Source organism: Bradyrhizobium brasilense (genome assembly GCF_029714345.1).
GTDB lineage: Bacteria > Pseudomonadota > Alphaproteobacteria > Rhizobiales > Xanthobacteraceae > Bradyrhizobium > Bradyrhizobium australafricanum.
In genome coordinates this window covers 5759760-5776606 of record NZ_CP121669.1, presented here as the reverse complement: position 1 = coordinate 5776606, position 16847 = coordinate 5759760, and the positions used below count along the sequence as shown (strand labels likewise).

Below are 16847 nucleotides of genomic sequence, written 5' to 3'. Positions count from 1 at the left end.
ATTCGCAATTGTCCTTGCGGGGCGCCGCGAATTGCTTGAAGCTCAAAGCAATTGGTCCGACCGGAACCCGCCGCGGAGGCACGATCGCCGCATGATCCTCGATTCCGAAACCAAAGCCGTCGAACTGCCCGACGATCACGGCACCGAGCTCAGGCTGTGGCTGCGCCTCTTGACCTGCACCACGCTGATCGAAGGCGAGGTGCGCAGCCGGCTGCGCGAGAAGTTCGACGTCACGCTGCCGCGCTTCGATCTGATGGCCCAACTCGACAAGGTGTCTGACGGCATGACGCTGTCGGACCTGTCGAAGCGGATGATGGTATCCAACGGCAACGTCACCGGGCTGGTCGAGCGCCTGGTTGAATCAGGCCATCTCGACCGCCGCACCTCGGAGACGGACCGCCGCGTGCAGTTCATCCGGCTCACAAAGCTCGGCCGCGCCGAATTCCGCAAGATGGCCGCCGAGCACGAGAAGTGGATCGCGGATATCTTCGGCGATCTCTCGCCGAAGGATATCCGCGAACTGATGCGGCTGCTCGCCAAAGCCAAGGGCTCGGCGCAGCGCTCCGCCAAGGCGAGGAGCGCTTAAGCCGTGACCGAGGTCGATTACGAGGTCGAATACAACAACCGGGCGCGGGTGCCGGAAAATCCGGCGCTGATGGCCGGCTGGGCGAGGGACTCCGCGGCCTATCGCGAGCAGCATCCGCCGCGGCGGCTGACCTATGGTCCGGGCAGCCGCAACGTCATCGACCTGTTCGAAGGCGATCGTGACGGCCCGCTCGTGGTCTTCATCCATGGCGGCTACTGGCAGGCGCTCGACGGCTCGTCATCGAGCCACTGCGCGCGAGGGCTCAACGGCCACGGCATCAGCGTCGCGGTGCCGAGCTACGATCTCTGTCCCAATGTCACGGTCGGCGACATCATCGGCGAGATGCGTGCGGCGTGCCGCGAACTGGCCAAGCTCGGCCGGCCGCTGGTCGTGTCGGGACACTCCGCAGGCGGACATCTTGCCGCATGCATGCTCGCGACCGATTGGCCGGCCTATGATGCGTCGCTGCCGAACGACCTGGTCAGGGCTGCTTACGCGATCTCCGGCCTGTTCGAGCTTGAGCCATTGGTCGGCACCTCCATCAACAAGGCGCTTGGCCTCGACCGCGCCGCAGCGAGGGCGGCGAGCCCGCTGTCCTGGACGCCGCCTGCGGGCGCGACGCTCGATGCCGTCGTCGGCGGCGCCGAGAGCGCGGAATATCACCGGCAGAGCCGGACCATCGTCGATGTCTGGAGCAAAGCGGGCGTTGCAACGCGGTTCGGCGTTGTGCCCGACGCCAATCATTTCACCGCGATCGCGCCGCTCGCCGACCCGGGCTCGGCGATGGTCGCGCGGCTGAGGCAGCTTACGCAAATCTGAGGTTCTGAAGGATCGGTCGGCGATTGCCGCGCGATTTCCACGCTTGCGCCGAATTATTTTAAGTATAAAATGATTGGCGATTGGAACGCTGCCGGGCGTCCTTGTTCTTTCTCGACGTTGGTCTTGGCCTTTCTAGATGGAAAGCGAGGGGCAATCGAATGTCAGGTGAATTTCCCGGGCTCGGCCCATCCGGGCATGTCGACGATTTCGCGCGGCGTAACCTGCCGCCATCAGCGCAATGGCCGCAACTGCTGCTCGACCGGCCTGAATTCAGATATCCCGACTATCTCAACGCCGCGGTCGAACTGACCGACCGCATCGTCGAGCAGGGGATGGGCGATCGCATCGCGTTGATCGGCAATGGCCGTCAGCGCACCTACAAGGAATTGACCGATTGGTCGAACCGCCTGGCGCACGCGCTGGTGGAGAATTACGGCGTCAAGCCCGGCAATCGCGTGCTGATCCGCTCGGGCAACAACCCGGCGCTGGTCGCGGCCTGGCTCGCTGCGACCAAGGCCGGTGCCGTCGTCGTCAACACCATGCCGATGCTGCGCGCCGGCGAACTGGCCAAGATCGTCGACAAGGCCGAGATCTCGCTGGCGCTAACCGACAGCCGCATCGCGGATGAACTGGTGGCCTGCGCCAAGACCAGCAAATTCCTCAAGCAGGTCGTCAATTTCGACGGCACGCAGAACCACGACGCCGAGCTCGACCGGATCGCGCTGAACAAGCCGGTCAAGTTCGATGCGGTGAAGACCGGCCGCGACGACGTCGCGCTGCTGGGCTTCACGTCGGGCACGACGGGCGAGCCCAAGGCGACCATGCACTTCCACCGCGATCTCCTGATCGTTGCCGATGGTTATGCGAAGGAGGTGCTCAAGGTAACGCCGGACGATGTGTTCGTCGGCTCACCGCCGCTTGCGTTCACGTTCGGCCTTGGCGGGCTCGCGATCTTCCCGCTGCGCTTCGGCGCCACCGCGACGCTGCTGGAGAACGCGGCGCCGAGCGAGATGATCCGGATCATCGAAACCTACAAGGCGACGATCTGCTTCACCGCGCCGACCGCCTATCGGGCGATGATGGCCGCGATGGACAAGGGCGCCGATCTGTCGTCGCTGCGGCTCGCCGTCTCGGCCGGCGAGACGCTGCCGGCGCCGGTGTTCGAGAGCTGGACCAGGAAGACCGGCAAGCCGATCCTCGACGGCATCGGCAGCACTGAGCTGCTGCACATCTTCATCACCAACCGCACCGGCAGCGCCGTCGGCGGCACTACGGGCACGCCAGTCTCGGGATACGAGGCCAAAATCGTCGACGAAGACATGAACGAACTGCCGGCGGGCCAGGTCGGCAAGCTGGCGGTGCGCGGCCCGACCGGCTGCCGCTATCTCGCGGACGCGAGGCAAACCAAATATGTCCGCGACGGCTGGAACATCACCGGCGATGCCTTCGTCAGCGACGAGAACGGCCGACTGTCCTTCGTGGCGCGGGCCGACGACATGATCATCTCGGCGGGCTACAACATCGCCGGTCCCGAGGTCGAGGCCGCGCTGCTCGGCCATCCCGATGTCGCGGAGTGCGCCGTGATCGGCGCACCCGACGAGGAGCGGGGACAGATCGTCTCGGCGTTCATCGTGCTGAAGCAGGGCGCGCGCTGCGACGAGGTCGAGGTCAAGCTGCTGCAGGATCACGTCAAGGCGACGATCGCGCCGTATAAATATCCCCGCGCGATCGCCTTCGTCGAGGCGCTGCCGAAGACCCAGACCGGGAAGATTCAGCGCTTCAAGCTGCGCGAGGCAAGCTGACAAGTAAAAGGGGAGGGCGACGGCCCGCGGCCGCCGCCCGACAGATCAATGCGCCGCGCCGCTGCCGGCCGCATTCTTCGGCTTGCCGGTCAAGAGGATCGCGATCGCGGCGAACACCAGCACGATGCCGATCACGGCAAAGGTGTCGCTGAAACCAAGCACCAGGGCCTGGCGCTTCACGATATTGCCGAGCGCCACGATCGCCTGGTGATGCGCGGTCGCCGGATCGGAGATGCCGTGGCTGAGGAAGTAGTTGGTGACCTCGGCGATCCGGGTGCGCACTTCCTCGCGGCCGAGGTCGACCGACTGGCCGATGATGTTGGAGTGGAATTGCTCGCGCTTGGTGACGATGGTGGCGAGCAGCGCCGTGCCGATCGCGCCGCCGAGGTTGCGCATCATGTTGGAGATGCCGGAGGCCGCCGCGGCATCCTGCGGCGCGACGCTGCCGAGGCTGACCGCCGACAGCGGCGCCAGCATGATCGCCTGGCCGATCGCGCGGACGATGTTCGGGACGAAGAACTGGTCGCCGGAGTAGTCGAGCGACATCGCGATGTTCATGAAGGAGGAGACCGCGAACAGGATCATGCCGGTGAAGGCGATGAAGCGCGGATCGAAACGTTGCATCAGCTTCGGCACCAGCGGGATCAGGATCAGCTGCGGCAGGCCGGTCCAGGCCAGCACCTGGCCGATCTGCTCGGCGTTGTAGCGCTGCACCTGGCCGAGATAGGCCGGCAGCAGGTACACCGAGCCGAACAGCGCAAAGCCGACGAACACCGCCGAGATGGTGCCGAAGCCGAAGCTGCGCTGGGTCAGGAGGCGCAGCCGGATCAGCGGCTTCTCGACGACGAGCTCGATCCAGACGAACAGAGTGAGGCTGACGGCGGCGATCACCGCGAGCTTGACGATGAAGGGCGAGCCGAACCAGTCGTTCTTGTTGCCTTCCTCGAGCACGGCCTGCAGCGACGACAGGCCGATCGCCATCGTGGCGATGCCGAGCCAGTCGCCCTCACGGAGCAGATGCAGCTGCATCGGCTGGCGTTCCAGCGTGAAATAGAGGGTGATGACCATCACCGCGGTCGGGATCACGTTGACGAAGAAGATGGTCTGCCAGCCGTAATTCTCGGTGAGGTAGCCGCCGATGGTCGGTCCGATCGCCGGGGCGAAGGTCACGGCGAGCGCGAACATGGCAAGGCCGACCGGCTGCTGGGCCTTCGGCAGCTTGGTGAAAACCAGCGTGAAGGCCATCGGGATCAGCACGCCGCCGAAGAAGCCCTGCAGGCCGCGCATCGCGATCATCGAGGGCAGGTCGTGGGTGAAGGCACAGGCGACCGAGAAGATCGCGAACAGGGTGGCGAAGCCGATGATGATCTTGCGGAAGGAAAACACCCGGCTGAGATAGTCGGTCAGCGGGATCACCACGATCTCGCCGATCAGATAGGAGGTCGAGATCCAGGAGCCGTTGTCGACGCCGGTTCCGATGCCGCCCTCGATGTTGAGCAGCGAGGCGTTGGTGATCTGGATGTTGAGGATCGCCATGAAGGCGCCGATCATGGCGGCGACGATGGAAATCCAGACCGCCATGCTGGCGCGGTTGGGATCGGCCGCTACAGCTGCCGCGCGGGGCGCAGCAGAAGGGGAGGAGAGCGCGAGATCGGACATGACATCACCTATTTGAATGAGGCGACAGCGAGCTTGGGAGAGGCGCTGGAGCGCGGCGCCTCGCCAGGTTGCGACAAGGTTGCGATGGTTGGGATGACCGACATGCCGGGCCGCAATTCGACCGCCGTCGCATCGAGCGCAATCTTCACCGGAATGCGCTGCACCACCTTGGTGAAGTTGCCGGTCGCATTGTCAGGCGGCAGCAGCGCGAACTCCTGGCCGCTGGCGGGCGCGAGACTGTCGACATGGCCGCGCACCACTTGTCCCGGGAACATGTCGACCGCGATCTCGACCGGCTGACCCTTGCGGACATTGGTGAGCTGCGTCTCCTTGTAGTTCGCGATCACATAGGCGCCGGTCGCCGGCACCAGCGACATCAGCTGGGTGCCGGCCTGGACGAACTGGCCGGTGCGCAGGGTGCGGTTGCCGACCACGCCGTCGATCGGGGCTGATATGGTGGTGTAGCCGAGGTTCAACTCGGCCTGATGCTGGAGCGCGGTCGCGCGCGCCTGCGCCGCGACCGCCTGGGCAATGTCGGCCTTGAGCAACTCCACCTGACGGAGCGCGGAGGCGAGGTTCGCGGTATCGCGGGCGATGGCGGCCTGTGCGCTGGCGTAGCGCGACTGCGCCTGCTGCGCGTTCTGCACGCTGCCGAAGCCGGTGCCGGCGAGGTCGGTGTAGCGCTTGTTCTCCTGCTCGGCGAAGGTCTGCGTCGCGGTGTCCACGGCGAGCGTCGCGCGTGCCGCTTCGATCACCGACTGCTGCACATCGAGCTGCGCATGCTTGCTGGCGATCGCGGCCTCGGCGGCCGCGACGTCGGCCTTGGCCTGATCCAGCGCGACCCTGAAATCGCGATCGTCGATCCGCGCCAGCATCTGGCCGGCGCGCACATGCTCATTGTCGCCGACCAGCACCGCGCTGAGATAGCCGGAGACTTTTGGTGCGATCGTCGTGTTATCGGCCTTCACATAGGCGTCGTCGGTCGAGACCTGGAAGCGGCCGACCGTCCAGTAGTCCCAGCCGTACCAGGCTCCGCCCGCGAGCACGGCGAGCGCCGCGCCGGCCAGCAGCAGGCGACGAAGCCTGCCCTTGCCGGCGGCCGGCCTGGCGACCTCCGGATGTGCGATCAATTGCCTGGCGGTCTCGGCCGGAACCTGGCTCTCGGCCTTGAATGATGTCTCATGCTGGCTCATGGCGGCGCTCCTGATCCGTCTATCCTGTTGGAAAATCGTGCCAATTTCGGCCGATGCCCGCGGGATTAATTAGGAAACTTGATGTTTTCCAAAATAAAGCCCATATTGGGAGTGTCAATAGAATGACAGGCATCATTTAAAAGCATGGCTCGCGGATGAACCGGAATGACAAGGATCAGACTGAGCAAAGCGCACCGGCGCGGCGCGGCCGCGGGCGGCCGCAGCTGCGTTCCGACGACGAGACGCGTGCGCTGATCTATGACGCCGCGCGGCGCGAGTTCTCCGAGCGCGGCTTCGCCGCGGCCAACATCGCCGACGTGGCCTGCCGCGCCGGCGTCTCCACCAAGACACTCTATCGGCTGATCCCGACCAAGCTGGCGCTGTTCGAGGGCACGGTGACGGAACGGATGGACCGATTCATATCCGCCGTAAATCTCGGCGCCTGCGACGGCCGCGATATCGCGGCGGCACTGGAGGCGGCGCTCTCGAGCTGTGGCGAGCTGATACTCGATGCCGAGGTCATCGCGCTCCAGCGCATCATCCTGGCCGACAGCGACAAATTCCCCGACATTGCCGAGATGTTCTACGAGAAGGCGATGCAGCGGACCCTTGGCGCGCTCGCTGCGTGGCTCGGCGTGCAGCAGCGGCGGGGGCGGATCGCGGTGGACGACGCGCAGGCTGCTGCGGGCATGCTGCTCGGCATGCTCGTCTTCCAGCCGCAACGCGACGTGATGTACGGCCACAGGCCGCCGCCGTCGCGGGCGCAGATCGAGGCCCGCGCCAAGGCCTGCGCGGCACTGTTCCTGTCCGGATGCGCCGTGCCGGCCGACCAGATCAAGAAGCAGAACGGAGAGGCGTGACGCCCCGCCTCACTTGCCCATTGCCGCCGCCGGCGGCTGGGCCAGCACCTGCCGGATCATCCGCGCGAGATCGGATTTGCGGTAGGGCTTCGGCAGCAGCGTTACATCCGGGTCGAGACGGCCGTGGTGGATGATCGCGTCCTCGGTGTAGCCGGAGGTGAAGAGCACGCGCACCGAGGGCAGTTTGGCGATCACGGCATCGGCGACCTGCCGGCCGTTCATGCCGCCGGACATGATGACGTCGGTGAACAACACGTCGCAGACGAATCCCTTGTCGACCGCAGCCAATGCTTCCGGGCCGTTGGCGGTGACCATGGTGCGGTAGCCGAGCTGCTCGAGCTGGGCGCTGACGTAATTGCGCACCAGCGGATCGTCCTCGACGACCAGGATGGATTCATTGCCGCCGCGCGTGTCGACCGGAGGAGGCGGCTCGACGTCGATCATGTCGCCGCTGCTGCGCGGCAGATAGAGCTTGATCGAGGTGCCGTGGCCCTCTTCGGAATAGATCTTGAGGTGTCCGTTGGACTGCTTGATGAAGCCGTACACCATGCTGAGCCCGAGCCCGGTGCCCTTGCCGGTGTCCTTGGTCGTGAAGAACGGCTCGAACACCTTGTCGCGGATCCCCGCCGGGATGCCCCCGCCGGTGTCGCTGACCGCGACCATCACATATTCACCCGCCCGCACATCGGGGTTGGCGACGGCATAAACCTCGTCGAGGATGACGTTGCTGGTCTCCAGCATCAGCTTGCCGCCATCGGGCATCGCATCGCGGGCGTTGACCGCGAGATTGAGCAGCGCGGTCGCCATATGGTTCGGATCGATGAAGGCCGGCCAGGCATCGGGCTCGAGCGCGGTATCGATCTCGATCTGCTCGCCGAGCGAGGGCCGCAGCAGCCGCGCGGTGTCCTGCACCAGGGTGTTGAGGTTGGCTTCACGCGGCTGCAGCGGCTGCTGCCGCGAGAAGGCCAGCAGGTGCTTGGTCACTTCGGCGCCGCGAAACGCCGCGTCGCTGATCATCTTGGTGACCGACGATAGCGCGGCATCGTGCTCGACGGCTTCGGCGAGGATGTCGATCAGGCCGGTGATGACGGTCAGGATATTGTTGAAGTCGTGGGCGATGCCGCCGGTGAGGTGCCCGACGGCCTCCATCTTCTGCACCTGGCGCAGCTTCTGCTCGGCCTCGAGCTGTTCGCGGGCGGCCTCGACTTCGCGGGCGCGCATGAAGATTTCCGCTTCCATCTGCTCGGTGCGCTCGCGCAGCCGGTCGGTCAGTTGGTCCTGCTCGGCGCCGCGCTGCTTCAGCTGGATGAAGCCGGTGACGTCTTCGACCCGATGGATGATGTAGGTGAACTGCCCGTTCGGCCCCAACACCGGCGTATTGCGCGGGCTCCAGTAGCGTTCCTCGAAGCCGCCGCCCTCCGACTCCGGCTTGCGGATATCGTATTTCTGCACCGTCATGGTGTCGGGCCGGCGGAACTGGACCACGCGCTCGAGCGAGGCGCGCAGGTTCCGCACGCCGTCGGCGGTCGGATCGTCCGGATTGTCGGGAAACACCTCGAACAGCCCGCGCCCGAGGATCGCGGCGCGCTCGGTCTTGGTGGCGCGCAGATAGGCGTCGCTCACTGCCACGATGCGGAAGTCGGGCTGCGTCAGCACCAGATAAAGGCCGGGCGCCGCCTCGAATAACGCCTTGAAGTCGGGCGTCGGCGGGGACTGGTTCTGCAGTTCAACCTCCCTCGCAGGGTGCGGTCCGCCGGGTGACCGCAGTCAAGATGTGACATGCGTTTCGCGGAACTTCAATGCCTAACATACGGCACCACCTCGATTTTCTGGCTCGATCGGGCGTTGCGACGTCGCCCGGGCGTTAGTTTGAATTCGGCAGATAGCGCCAGCCCTCCTTGCCGAGGAAATCCAGCATGGCCTGCGCGGGCGGCAGCAGGATCTTGTCGGCGCGCCTGATCGCGTGCCACTGCCGGACGATCGGCAGGCCCTTCACCTTGAGCACCACCAGCCGGCCGTCCTCCAGCTCGTGGAACACCGTGTGCTGGGAGATGAAGGCGATGCCGAGCCCGGCCATGACAGCCTGCTTGATGGTCTCGTTGCTGTCCATCGCCATGCCGAGTTTCGGCTCCAGCCCGACCCGCTCGAAATATTGCTGCATCAGCATCCGCGTCCCCGATCCTTGCTCGCGAGTGATGAAGGTTTCGTTGGCGAGCTCCGACGGGGCGACGTGCCGCCGCCGCGCCAGCCGATGATCGGGCGCGGCGACGATGAAGTGCGGATGCCGGCCGAGCGGCTTCATCTCGACCTCGACGTCGGCCGGCGGCCGGCCCATCACCGCGATGTCGAGATCATAGCCGCGCAGCGCGTCGCGAATCTCCTCGCGGTTGCCGATCCTGAGCGTGACCTCGATCTTGGGGAAGCGGCGCGAGAACGCCGCGATCGCAAACGGCACAAAATATTTCGCGGTAGAGACCGCGCCCATCGCGACGCGGCCGCCGCTGCGGCCGGCGATCATGTCGAGCGACTGCTCGCAATCCTTCAGCGCCGCCTCGATCCGCTCGACCAGCGTCAGCACATGCGCGCCGGCATCCGTCAGCGCCATGCCGTCGCCGGTGCGCTGGATCAGCGGCAACCCTGCGAGCGCCTGCAGGTTGCGCAGCTGCAGCGTCACCGCGGGCTGCGTCAGGTTCAACCGGTTGGCGGCCGACGTGATCGATCCGGCCTCGTGCAAGGTCGACAGTGCGCGCAGCTGGCGGATGGTGAGATCCCGCGAGAAGTTGCCGGCCATGACAAGCTCCATAAGAAATACTTTGCCCGGACCAAAGATAATAAAATTTCCCTAATTGGGCAATTCGCGCGTTGATAGGGCGAAGGCGACTCCCCTGAGGTCGCCTCTCGAAGCCTCGGGACAGAGGGCGCGATCATAGGGAGAGGCCGGTGGAGATTCGTCCAGCATTGCATGCCCATCTGGAGTGGCCCGCGCAGCACAACCCGTTGCGCGCCGCGACCGTTGTCGTCGTCGAAGCCCTTGCCCGTGCCGCGATCGAGCTCTCGCGCATCATTGCCGCCGGGCCGCTCGCCGGAGTCGGCGGCGAGAGCGGCGGCGTCAATCCCGACGGCGATCGCCAGAAGACCATCGACATCGTCGCCGACGATCTGATGCGGAACGCGCTGCGCACCGCGCCGGTCGCCGCAGTGCTGTCGGAGGAGGTCGAACTGCCCGAGACGCTCGATCCCGACGCGCCGCTCTGTGTCGCGATCGATCCGCTCGATGGATCAGCCAATCTCGAAAACAACATCTCGATCGGCACGATCTTCTCGATCCGGCCGAAGGGAAACGACGTCATCTCGACCTTCTTCGAGCCCGGCACGGCGCAATGTGCCGCCGGCTGTTTCATCTACGGTCCACAGACCGTGCTGGTGCTGGCGCTCGACCAGTGCGTCGACTGCTTCACGCTCGACCCGCGAACCGGCGAGTTCGTCCTGACCGCGCGCGATCTGCGCGTGCCGCAGGATGCGTCGGAATTCGCCATCAATGCCTCGAACCGGCGGCACTGGAGCGGCCCGGTGCGCAGCTACATCGACGAGTGCCTCGCCGGCGTGAACGGCGAGCGCGGGCAGGACTTCAACATGCGCTGGATCGGCTCGCTGGTCGCTGAAGCCTACCGCATCCTGATGCGCGGCGGCGTGTTCCTGTATCCGGCGGATGCGCGCCAGGGCTACCGCGAAGGTCGGTTGCGTCTGCTGTACGAGGCGCATCCCATCGCACTGATCATGGAATGGGCGGGCGGCGCGGCGTCAAACGGCCGGTCGCGCATTCTCGAACTGTCGGCACGCACGCCGCATCAGCGTGTGCCGCTGATCATGGGATCGGCGCGCGCCGTGCGCGACGTCGATGCGATCCACCTGACCGTCGAGCCGTTGTTCGAAAGCAGCGATGCCCCGCTGTTCGCGCGGCGCGGCCTGTTCCGCTGAGGAGGACCGCATGTCACGTCGGCATCCCATCATCTCGATCACCGGCTCCTCCGGGGCCGGCACCACCTCGGTGAAGAAGACCTTCGAGAACATCTTCCGCCGCGAGAACGTGGTCGCCGCCTATATCGAGGGCGACGCGTTCCACCGCTACGACCGCGCCGAGATGCGCAGCCTGATGGCGGAGAGAGCCGAGCGCGGCAACAAGCACTTCAGCCATTTCAGCCCCGAGACCAATTTGTTCCAGGAGCTGGAGAAGCTGTTCAGCGACTATGCCGAGACCGGCACCGGAACCACGCGGCACTATGTGCACGACGAGGAGGAGGCGCGGCTCTACGGCGCCAAGCCCGGCACCTTCACCGCATGGGAGGCGCTGCCGGAGAATTCCGACCTCCTGTTCTACGAGGGCCTGCACGGCGCCGTGGTCACCGACAAGGTGAATGTCGCGCAGCATGCCGACCTCAAGATCGGCGTCGTGCCGGTCATCAACCTCGAATGGATCCAGAAGCTGCATCGCGACCGCAGCCATCGCGGCTACTCCACCGAGGCGGTGACCGACACCATCCTGCGCCGCATGCCGGACTACGTGAATTACATCTGTCCGCAATTCACCGAAACCGACATCAACTTCCAGCGCGTGCCGACCGTCGATACGTCGAACCCGTTCATCGCGCGCTGGATCCCCACGCCGGATGAATCGATGGTCGTGATCCGCTTGAAGAACCCGCGCGGCATCGACTTCCCCTATCTGCTCTCGATGATCCCGAACAGCTTCATGTCGCGCGCCAATTCGATCGTGGTGCACGGCGCCAAGCTCGACCTCGCGATGCAGCTCATCCTGACCCCGCTGATCCTGCAACTGATCGAACGAAAGAGGCGAACGATATGACCGCACTTGCGTCCGTAGCCAGCCGCCCCGAAATCAGCCACGACGAGATGGCCAACGCCATCCGCTTCCTCGCCGTCGACGCGGTCGAGCAGGCGAAATCCGGCCACCCCGGCATGCCGATGGGCATGGCCGATGTCGCGACCGTGCTGTTCACGGACTTCCTGAAGTTCGACCCGGCCGATCCGGCGTGGCCCGACCGCGACCGCTTCGTGCTGTCGGCCGGTCACGGCTCGATGCTGCTCTACGCGCTGCTTTACCTCACAGGCTACGAGAGCATGACGCTCGACCAGCTCAAGGCGTTCCGGCAGTGGGGATCGAAGACCCCGGGCCATCCCGAGTACGGCCACACCCCGGGTGTCGAGACCACGACCGGGCCGCTCGGGCAGGGGGTTGCGACCGCGGTCGGAATGGCGCTTGCCGAGCGGCTGATGAACGCCCGCTTCGGCGACGACCTCGTCGACCACTACACCTATGTGATCGCCGGCGATGGCTGCCTGATGGAAGGCATCAGCCATGAGGCGATCTCGCTGGCCGGCCATTTGCGGCTGAACCGCTTGATCGTGCTGTTCGACGACAATCATATCTCGATCGACGGCGCCACCTCGCTGTCCTGCTCGGACGACCAGACGGCGCGGTTCAAGGCCAGCGGCTGGAACGTCAACCGCGTCGACGGCCACGATCCGCAGGCGATTACCGCGGCGATCAGGCAGGCGCGATCAAGCGATCGTCCGTCGTTGATCGCCTGCCGGACGGTGATCGGGTTCGGCGCGCCGAACCGGCAGGGCAGCGAAAAGGTGCATGGCGCGCCGCTCGGTGCCGATGAGGTGGCGAAGACCCGTGCCGCGCTGCGCTGGCCGTTTCCGGCATTCGAAATCCCCGATGTGGTGCTGGCGGAGTGGCGCGAGCGCGGCGGCCGGGGCCGCGACGCGCGGCGGGCCTGGATCGAGCGTTCGCGCAACGCCTGCAAGGGCGACAGGGCCGAGCGGTCTCCGTTCCACGATGCGCTGAACCGGAAATTGCCCTGCGCCTATGCCGAGGCGATGGCAAAGTTGGTGGAGCGGTTCGCGACCGAGCGGCCGAAGCTCGCCACGCGACAGGCTTCGCAGCAGGTCATCGACGTGATCGCGGAGGCGTTGCCCAATTTGCTGGGCGGCTCGGCCGACCTCACGCACTCCAATCTGACTCTGGCGAAGTCGCAGGTTTCGGTGCGGCCGGAAACGCTCGACGGCAGCTATATCCACTACGGCATCCGCGAACACGGCATGGCCGCGGCGATGAACGGCATCGCCCTGCACGGCGGGTTCATTCCCTATGGCGGCACCTTCCTCAGCTTTGCCGATTACAGCCGGCCGGCGATCCGCCTTGCGGCGCTGATGGGGATCCGCGTCGTCCATGTGATGACCCATGACTCGATCGGGCTCGGCGAAGACGGGCCGACCCATCAGCCGGTCGAGCATCTGGCCGCGCTGCGCGCAATCCCGAACGTCCTGGTGTTCCGCCCGGCCGATGCGGTCGAGACCGCGGAAGCGTGGGACTGCGCGCTGAAGGCGGAGACCTCGCCGTCGATCCTCTGCCTGTCGCGGCAGGCGCTGCCGACGGTTCGCGACGGCAGCAAGGACAACCAGGTCGCGCTCGGCGCCTACGTTCTCGTCGAGCCGGCCTTCGCGCGTGACGTCACCCTGATTGCAACGGGTTCGGAGGTGGCGATCGCGCTCGAAGCCGCAAAGCTGCTGGCGGAAGACGGGGTACAGGCCGCGGTCGTCTCGGCCCCGTGCTTCGACCTGTTCCGCCAGCAGCCGAGCGACTATCGCGCCCAGGTGCTGGGCAGCGCCCCGCGCGTCGGCGTGGAGGCTGCGGTCGAGGGCGACTGGGCGCGCTGGGTCGGCGACGACGGTGCGTTCGTCGGCATGACCGGCTTCGGCGCCTCCGCGCCGGCCGACGTGCTCTACCGCGAATTCGGCATCACGCCCGCGGCAATCGCTGCTGCAGCAAGACAGCTCATTCAACGAGCGAATTGAAAGGAGGACGCCACCATGGCGCGGATAACCCTGAGGCAGTTGCTGGACCACGCCGCCGAACGCGGCTACGGCGTTCCGGCCTTCAACATCAACAATATGGAGCAGGGCCTCGCCATCATGGAGGCGGCGGCTTCCTGCGATGCGCCTGTCATCATCCAGGCCTCGCGCGGCGCGCGGTCCTATGCCAACGACATCATGCTGGCGAAGATGATCGACGCGCTCGAGGAGATGCATCCGCAGATTCCGCTCTGCCTGCATCTCGATCACGGCAACGAAGAGGCGACCTGCGCCACCGCGATCCGCTACGGCTTCACCTCCGTCATGATGGACGGCTCGCTCAAGGCCGACGCCAAGACCGCAGCCGACTATGACTACAACGTCGATATCACCCGTCGGGTCGTCGACATGGCCCATTGGGTCGGCGCGTCGGTCGAAGGCGAACTCGGCGTGCTCGGCTCGCTCGAGCATGGCGGCGGCGAGCAGGAGGACGGCCATGGCGTCGAGGGCAAGCTGAGTCATGACCAGCTGCTCACCGATCCGGACCAGGCGGTCGATTTCGTCCGCGCCACCAAGGTCGATGCGCTCGCGATCGCGATGGGCACCTCGCACGGCGCCTACAAGTTCACGCGGCGGCCCGACGGCGAGATCCTGGCGATGCGCGTGGTCGAGGAGATCCACAGCCGCCTGCCGAACACGCATCTGGTGATGCACGGCTCGTCCTCGGTGCCGCAGCCGCTGCAGGACATGTTCAACCAGTTCGGCGGCGAGATGCCGCAGACCTGGGGCGTCCCGGTCGAGGAGATCGTCCGCGGCATCAAGCACGGGGTGCGCAAGGTCAATATCGACACCGATTGCCGCCTGGCGATGGCGGCGGCCTTCCGCAAGGTCGCCGTCCAATCGAAGAGCGAGTTCGATCCGCGCAAATTCCTGAAGCCCGCGATGGATGCGCTTCGCGAACTCTGCCGTGACCGCTTCGAGCAATTCGGCACGGCCGGCAATGCCGCCCGGATCAAGGTGGTTGCACTGCCCGAGATGGCCCGCCGCTATCGCGCCGGCGCGCTCGATCCGCAAATTGGAAAGATGACCCAGGCCGCCTGAGCAAATGGCGACGAACCACAGGAGATTTCGATGAACATGCAGCAGTCGATCACGGTGCGCGGCAAGGATCGCTACAAGTCCGGCGTGATGGAATACAAGCGGATGGGCTATTGGGAGCCGAACTACGAGCCCAAGGACACCGACGTCATCGCCTTGTTCCGCGTCACGCCGCAAGACGGCGTCGATCCGACCGAAGCCTGCGCGGCGGTGGCGGGCGAATCCTCGACCGCGACCTGGACCGTGGTGTGGACCGACCGGTTGACGGCCGCGGAGAAATACCGGGCGAAGTGCTACCGCGTCGATCCGGTGCCGAATTCGCCGGGCAGCTACTTCGCCTATATCGCCTATGACCTCGACCTGTTCGAGCCGGGCTCGATCTCGAACCTGACGGCCTCGATCATCGGCAATGTGTTCGGCTTCAAGCCGCTGAAGGCGCTGCGGCTCGAGGACATGCGGCTGCCGACCGCCTATGTGAAGACATTCCAGGGCCCCGCGACCGGCATCGTGGTGGAGCGCGAGCGGCTCGACAAGTTCGGCCGTCCGTTGCTCGGCGCCACCGTGAAGCCGAAGCTCGGCCTGTCCGGCCGCAACTATGGCCGCGTTGTTTATGAAGCCTTGAAAGGCGGGCTCGACTTCACCAAGGACGACGAGAACATCAACTCGCAGCCCTTCATGCACTGGCGCGAGCGCTTCCTCTACTGCATGGAGGCGGTCAACCGCGCGCAGGCCGCGACCGGCGAAATCAAGGGGACCTATCTCAACGTCACCGCGGCGACCATGGAGGACATGTACGAGCGCGCCGAGTTCGCTCATGAGCTCGGCTCCAACATCGTCATGATCGACCTCGTGATCGGCTACACCGCGATCCAGTCGATGGCGAAGTGGGCACGCAAGAACAACATGATCCTGCATCTGCATCGCGCCGGCCACTCGACCTACACGCGGCAGCGCAGCCACGGCGTCTCGTTCCGCGTGATCGCGAAATGGATGCGGCTCGCCGGCGTCGATCACATCCATGCCGGTACGGTGGTCGGCAAGCTCGAGGGCGATCCGAACACCACTCGCGGCTATTACGACATCTGCCGCGAGGACTTCAATCCGTTGCACCTGGAGCACGGCGTGTTCTTCGACCAGAACTGGGCGAGCCTCAACAAGCTGATGCCGGTGGCCTCGGGCGGCATTCATGCCGGCCAGATGCACCAGCTGCTCGATCTGCTCGGCGAGGACGTCGTGCTGCAGTTCGGCGGCGGCACCATCGGCCACCCCCGCGGCATCCAGGCCGGCGCCACCGCGAACCGCGTCGCGCTGGAAGCCATGATCCTCGCCCGCAACGAGGGGCGCGACTACGTCCATGAGGGGCCGGAGATCCTGGCCAAGGCGGCGCAGACCTGCACGCCGCTGCGCGAGGCGCTCGACGTCTGGAAGGACGTCACCTTCAACTACGAGTCGACCGACGCCCCCGATTTCGTTCCCACGCCGAGCATGGCGGTCTGAGAGGAGGTTCTCATGCGCGTTACCCAAGGCTGCTTCTCGTTCCTGCCCGATCTCACCGACGAGCAGATCGCCGCGCAGGTGCAATACTGCCTCGACAAGGGTTGGGCGGTGAACATCGAGTTCACCGACGATCCGCATCCCCGCAACACCTATTGGGATATGTGGGGCCTGCCGATGTTCGATCTGCGCGACGCGGCGGGCATTATGAAGGAGCTCGCCGACTGCCGGCGGGTCTATGGCGACCGCTATATCCGGATCTCCGGCTTTGATTCCAGCCCGGGCTGGGAGTCGGTTCGCATCTCCTTCATCGTCAACCGGCCGCAGGAGGAGCCAGGCTTCCGGCTCGACCGCCAGGAGGCGGCCGGACGCAATCTGCGGTACGCGACCCATTCCTATGCAGCGGGCCGCCCTGAAGGCGAACGCTACACCGATCATTGACCGCGTCCGGCTTGCA

Annotated in this window: 14 protein-coding genes; 10 read left to right on the top strand and 4 right to left on the bottom strand. The window is 65.7% G+C overall.

Going from position 1 to position 16847, the window contains the following annotated elements:
* The first annotated feature begins 91 nt into the window (after positions 1-91).
* From QA635_RS27235 to QA635_RS27225, 3 genes are all read left to right on the top strand, one after another.
* Positions 92-586, top strand: a complete 495-nt coding sequence (locus QA635_RS27235; protein ID WP_016845834.1) for a MarR family winged helix-turn-helix transcriptional regulator — start codon at positions 92-94, stop codon at positions 584-586.
* Positions 587-589: 3 nt separating this feature from the next.
* Positions 590-1405: an alpha/beta hydrolase gene (locus QA635_RS27230; RefSeq protein WP_283062459.1), complete on the top strand. Its 816-nt coding sequence runs from the start codon at positions 590-592 to the stop codon at positions 1403-1405.
* A gap of 158 nt (positions 1406-1563) precedes the next feature.
* Entirely contained in the window at positions 1564-3207 is a 1644-nt protein-coding gene (locus QA635_RS27225; RefSeq protein WP_283062457.1) for a benzoate-CoA ligase family protein, read from the top strand.
* Between the two features lie 45 nt (positions 3208-3252).
* Here the strand turns inward: QA635_RS27225 and QA635_RS27220 are convergent, their stop codons facing one another.
* Together QA635_RS27220 and QA635_RS27215 are read right to left on the bottom strand one after the other, a co-directional pair.
* A complete protein-coding gene (locus QA635_RS27220; RefSeq protein WP_425249054.1) occupies positions 3253-4866 on the bottom strand; it encodes a DHA2 family efflux MFS transporter permease subunit in 1614 nt (537 codons plus the stop codon).
* 8 nt (positions 4867-4874) lie between these two features.
* A complete protein-coding gene (locus QA635_RS27215; RefSeq protein ID WP_283062455.1) occupies positions 4875-6059 on the bottom strand; it encodes an HlyD family secretion protein in 1185 nt (394 codons plus the stop codon).
* Between the two features lie 155 nt (positions 6060-6214).
* Here QA635_RS27215 and QA635_RS27210 point away from each other — a divergent pair, with 155 nt between their 5' ends.
* Complete coding sequence (locus tag QA635_RS27210) at positions 6215-6919, top strand: TetR/AcrR family transcriptional regulator (protein WP_283062453.1); 705 nt, start codon at positions 6215-6217, stop codon at positions 6917-6919.
* 9 nt (positions 6920-6928) lie between these two features.
* On the opposite strand, the gene QA635_RS27205 is transcribed toward QA635_RS27210, so the two are convergent.
* Together QA635_RS27205 and QA635_RS27200 are read right to left on the bottom strand one after the other, a co-directional pair.
* Positions 6929-8575 (bottom strand): ATP-binding protein, encoded by a 1647-nt coding sequence (locus tag QA635_RS27205; protein ID WP_283062451.1) that lies wholly within the window; start codon positions 8573-8575, stop codon positions 6929-6931.
* A 208-nt stretch (positions 8576-8783) separates the two neighbouring features.
* Positions 8784-9710, bottom strand: a complete 927-nt coding sequence (locus tag QA635_RS27200; protein ID WP_028331483.1) for a LysR family transcriptional regulator — start codon at positions 9708-9710, stop codon at positions 8784-8786.
* 167 nt (positions 9711-9877) lie between these two features.
* Between QA635_RS27200 and QA635_RS27195 the strand changes: the two genes are divergently transcribed.
* Genes QA635_RS27195 through QA635_RS27170 form a run of 6 tightly spaced genes read left to right on the top strand, consistent with a single transcriptional unit; the run spans position 9878 to position 16831 of the window.
* Positions 9878-10897 carry a class 1 fructose-bisphosphatase gene (locus tag QA635_RS27195; RefSeq protein ID WP_283071831.1) on the top strand — a complete coding sequence of 340 codons (1020 nt, stop codon included), beginning with the start codon at positions 9878-9880 and terminating at the stop codon, positions 10895-10897.
* 10 nt (positions 10898-10907) lie between these two features.
* Entirely contained in the window at positions 10908-11783 is an 876-nt protein-coding gene (locus tag QA635_RS27190) for a phosphoribulokinase (RefSeq protein ID WP_092080122.1), read from the top strand.
* Complete coding sequence (gene tkt, locus QA635_RS27185) at positions 11780-13801, top strand: transketolase (RefSeq protein ID WP_283062447.1); 2022 nt, start codon at positions 11780-11782, stop codon at positions 13799-13801. The genes QA635_RS27190 and tkt overlap by 4 nt, the downstream gene beginning before the upstream one ends.
* Positions 13802-13816: 15 nt before the next feature.
* On the top strand, positions 13817-14899 hold the full coding sequence (gene fba / locus QA635_RS27180) for a class II fructose-bisphosphate aldolase (protein ID WP_283062445.1): 1083 nt from the start codon (positions 13817-13819) through the stop codon (positions 14897-14899).
* Positions 14900-14935: 36 nt separating this feature from the next.
* The gene (locus tag QA635_RS27175) at positions 14936-16393 is read left to right on the top strand and encodes a form I ribulose bisphosphate carboxylase large subunit (protein WP_038382128.1); all 1458 of its coding nucleotides are present in this window, start codon (positions 14936-14938) and stop codon (positions 16391-16393) included.
* A gap of 12 nt (positions 16394-16405) precedes the next feature.
* Complete coding sequence (locus QA635_RS27170) at positions 16406-16831, top strand: ribulose bisphosphate carboxylase small subunit (RefSeq protein ID WP_076833455.1); 426 nt, start codon at positions 16406-16408, stop codon at positions 16829-16831.
* Positions 16832-16847: the final 16 nt, after the last annotated feature.

Coding starts and splice junctions, on each gene's coding strand:
- QA635_RS27235 (WP_016845834.1), top strand. CDS start 92: ATGATCCTCGATTCCGAAACCAAAGCCGTCGAACTGCCCGACGATCAC.
- QA635_RS27225 (WP_283062457.1), top strand. CDS start 1,564: ATGTCAGGTGAATTTCCCGGGCTCGGCCCATCCGGGCATGTCGACGAT.
- QA635_RS27220 (WP_425249054.1), bottom strand. CDS start 4,866: ATGTCCGATCTCGCGCTCTCCTCCCCTTCTGCTGCGCCCCGCGCGGCA.
- QA635_RS27215 (WP_283062455.1), bottom strand. CDS start 6,059: ATGAGCCAGCATGAGACATCATTCAAGGCCGAGAGCCAGGTTCCGGCC.
- QA635_RS27210 (WP_283062453.1), top strand. CDS start 6,215: ATGAACCGGAATGACAAGGATCAGACTGAGCAAAGCGCACCGGCGCGG.
- QA635_RS27200 (WP_028331483.1), bottom strand. CDS start 9,710: ATGGCCGGCAACTTCTCGCGGGATCTCACCATCCGCCAGCTGCGCGCA.
- QA635_RS27190 (WP_092080122.1), top strand. CDS start 10,908: ATGTCACGTCGGCATCCCATCATCTCGATCACCGGCTCCTCCGGGGCC.
- tkt (WP_283062447.1), top strand. CDS start 11,780: ATGACCGCACTTGCGTCCGTAGCCAGCCGCCCCGAAATCAGCCACGAC.
- fba (WP_283062445.1), top strand. CDS start 13,817: ATGGCGCGGATAACCCTGAGGCAGTTGCTGGACCACGCCGCCGAACGC.
- QA635_RS27175 (WP_038382128.1), top strand. CDS start 14,936: ATGCAGCAGTCGATCACGGTGCGCGGCAAGGATCGCTACAAGTCCGGC.
- QA635_RS27170 (WP_076833455.1), top strand. CDS start 16,406: ATGCGCGTTACCCAAGGCTGCTTCTCGTTCCTGCCCGATCTCACCGAC.